3 protein-coding genes are annotated in these 3,248 nt (G+C 39.2%); all 3 read left to right on the top strand.

The window, feature by feature from the left end:
* Positions 1 to 324, top strand: a 324-nt coding sequence (locus AACU59_RS04010) for a hypothetical protein (RefSeq protein WP_237666583.1), incomplete at its 5' end; no start/stop codon positions are given.
* A 637-nt stretch (positions 325 to 961) separates the two neighbouring features.
* A complete protein-coding gene (locus AACU59_RS04005; protein ID WP_161437625.1) occupies positions 962 to 1,735 on the top strand; it encodes a phosphotransferase in 774 nt (257 codons plus the stop codon).
* Positions 1,736 to 1,878: 143 nt separating this feature from the next.
* Positions 1,879 to 2,967: a hypothetical protein gene (locus AACU59_RS04000; protein WP_161437624.1), complete on the top strand. Its 1,089-nt coding sequence runs from the start codon at positions 1,879 to 1,881 to the stop codon at positions 2,965 to 2,967.
* Positions 2,968 to 3,248 lie beyond the last annotated feature (281 nt).

The following is a 3,248-nucleotide window of genomic DNA, read 5'->3' as shown; positions in this document are numbered from 1 at the left end:
CTTATTATCTGTAAATCGACTAGGTGCCAGGATGATTGCTTTTGTGAATTGAAATCACGCGATGACTTTGACCTTGATCTTGATCTTGTTGAGTCGATAGTAAATGATGCTCGTGAGATTCGAGACCAAATATATGAAATAGAGAAGCATCTATTTAAGCACCAAGATATCTATAACGATATCCAGATTATGGATAGCCAAATGAAACAAAGTTATGCGGCTGTTCAAGCTAAAGTGGAAGAACTAGTTGACACGACGGGCGCTGCTGAAGGGCCATATGCTATGGAGTATAGCGCAGGTGAATTAGAACTAAATGGCGTTTAATTTTACCTAACAAAGCACTTAAACGGACTAAAAACAGTGGGCTACTGCGCTTCGCTTGTATTTTTAGCCCACTATTTTTAGCCGCTTAGTGCGGCGTTATGCAACTCAGGTAATTTTAGGGGGTCAATCTTTTGGATTTCTCCGGTCATTCGTTTTGTGTTGTCGGCAAATGAGCACTTTCACCCTCAGATTCGTGGTTTACTCAAACCGTAAAACAGGCAAGGTTCTTTGTTTGCCTCAATCAGTTTTGGTGCTGGTTTGTTGCCAATTTAGCGTGCGCAAAGTGTGGAAAGGGCAAGTTTATCGAGCATTTTGCACTTGCTGAAGGTTTCGCTCGTTAAGTTTTCCTGATTCAAAAGCTTGGTTTGTTGCTGAAAGGTGGACTTTGTTTTGGCGGCTTATTTATCACGGCTCCTACTTGGGTTGATTCTTGAATTACTCAACCATTGCAATCGTGGCTTTTGATCGAGTAAAGTTAGTTTATCTTATTGAATTTGCATAACAAACGGCTCAAGAGGGATTGCCAACGCGTGGCGACTTTAGTGCAAAATTGCAGTTCAGTGTTTAAGTGTGTTTTTTGAGTTCGGCGGTGCGTTGTCAACCCCTTAGCCGGGCGTTAGTTGCACAGGGAGGTATCGTGGAAGAATTATCAGGCGGAAGAGAATCTGCAATATATCGAGATGGTGAAGTCGTCTATCGACCTCTTCAGTCATGGAGCTCTACAATTCATCTAATTTTGAAACACCTTGAGCAAGCAAAGGTAGATGAAAGTCCAAAATTTCTTGGTGTAAATCAAGACCAAGAAATCCTAAGTTTTGTAACAGGTGATACCTACAATTATCCGTTAGTTGGCGCAATCGCAACAAATGAAGCACTCATTTCAGCGGGTAAATTACTACGTAAAATACATGACTCAACTGTTCCACTATTGGAGCAACTTAATGTCAAAGTACACCGATGGATGTTAGAGCCAAGAGAGCCATTTGAGGTTATTTGTCATGGTGACTTTACCCCTTACAATGTCGCCCTATTAGAAAATACAGTTGTCGGTGTGTTTGACTTCGACACAGCGCACCCTGCACCAAGAATATGGGATTTAGCATACTCAGTTTATTGTTGGTCTCCATTCAAAACGGACAGCAATGATAAGCTAGGGACAATTTTAGAGCAGGTGGCTAGAGCCAAGTTGTTCTGTGACAGTTACGGTGCAACTGAATCAGAAAGAGAACAATTAGCCGATGCTATAGTTAAGCGATTACAGGCTTTAGTAACCTTCATGCATAGTGAAGCCCAAAATGGTAATGAATCCTTTGCTGAAAATATAGAGCAAGGTCATCTTCAAGCTTATCTAAATGACATAGAATATATCACTGAAAATAAAGAAAAAATTCAGTGTGCATTGTGCAACTAACAAACTGCTCAAGAGGGATTCACAACGCGTGGCATTTTTACTATGCGTTGATTTTAGTGATTAAGGTGGTATGCAGCGGCTTAGGTATTGCGTTGTTCACCCCTTAGCCGGGCGTTATACAACAAAAATAGGTGGTGTATTCGGTGTTAGAGTCTCAACTAAAAAAAATCAAAGATAACTTTAGTAACAAGCAAACGGTGGTTTATAAAAAAATTGAGCCTTTGGTCGGTGATATTGTTGCTATAGCTTTGATCAGCATGCAAGGGGTTGGTGGAACCTCACAACAAGAGATCAAATTTGTCGCTGAGCTTATTTCTGAATTGGAAAACCTGAAAGTTGTTAATTTTGAGAATGCACCACGCTCATTAGAGTTAAGTAGTGATTATGGAGCGGGATATGAAGTTCGTATAATACCGCAATTTAAGGTAATAAAACCAGAAACATCACCTAAACCTAATGGTCAACCTTGGTCCGTAGATTTAGTCATTGAGTTATATAAAGAATTCGACCATGACACTCGCGTGCTACTCGGTAGAGTTGCTTATGAATATGATGGCCACGATTCTCATTATACAGAAAGCAATATAATAAAGGCGCACCATAGAGACGCTGGAACTCTTCAACAGGAAGGTTTTAACCCTGTAAGAATCTCTCCAAACCAATGGAAGACAAATTCTGTTCATTACAAAAACTCTCTAACGAAATACCTAAATAAATTGGTTACTAATGCAAATCGATTATCTGTTGCTAGCGTTGAGAACTATGTTATTAGAGGTGGTGTTAGAGATGATGTTTCTGAAAATAGTTTATTTAATAACTTCAATATCGTTTATGCGAAAGAAAGTGGCTTTAAGCTTCGTGGCGTTGAACCTATTGAAATAGTGGTGAAAAATGAGAGTGTAAGAATCTATTACTTGAAAAATAATGTTAAGAGCTCTCGCAGTACAAATGTAAACATCAACATGTTGAGTCTATTTGAGCATGTTTCACACTTTCACAATGTTCAGGAAATTATACGAGAACTAGAAGTGAAATATGATGATGAAAGCAAAAAGCTCTCATTGCTGGTACGAGTGGGTCTTGTACCGAAGCGAGGTGATGGTATTCCGGTTGAGTACCAGTATGTATCGGATAGAAGCCATTGCAGGAGCTTTGAAAGAATAGTAGCAGAGTGTAAGAGAATAATTGCTAAGAAAAACGAAATTATTGAACTGAAAAAGCCTGTTGTATAACAAAGCATTTAAGAGTGATTCCAAACGCTTGCCGGTTTCGCTTCGCTCAAGTATGGCAAGCGCTTGTCACACCTTAATGCAGCGTTATGTTTTTGTGGAGTAATTAGCACATATGTTCTCGGAAAAATCTAAAACCTTATCGAATGCAATGCGTATTGATGGTGAGAAATACTATAGTGATTTGTGCTCAAAATTTGGTTTAGATGCTAAGCATTTCGTCGATTTAATCGAGTATTTTGACCATCCAAGTAAAATTGGTGATAACCAAGAATTTTTGATGT

It is taken from the genome of Vibrio sp. V23_P3S9T160, assembly GCF_963886625.1.
GTDB lineage: Bacteria > Pseudomonadota > Gammaproteobacteria > Enterobacterales > Vibrionaceae > Vibrio > Vibrio anguillarum.
Note: the sequence above shows the minus strand (reverse complement) of the source record. Positions and strands in the feature narration are given on the sequence as shown.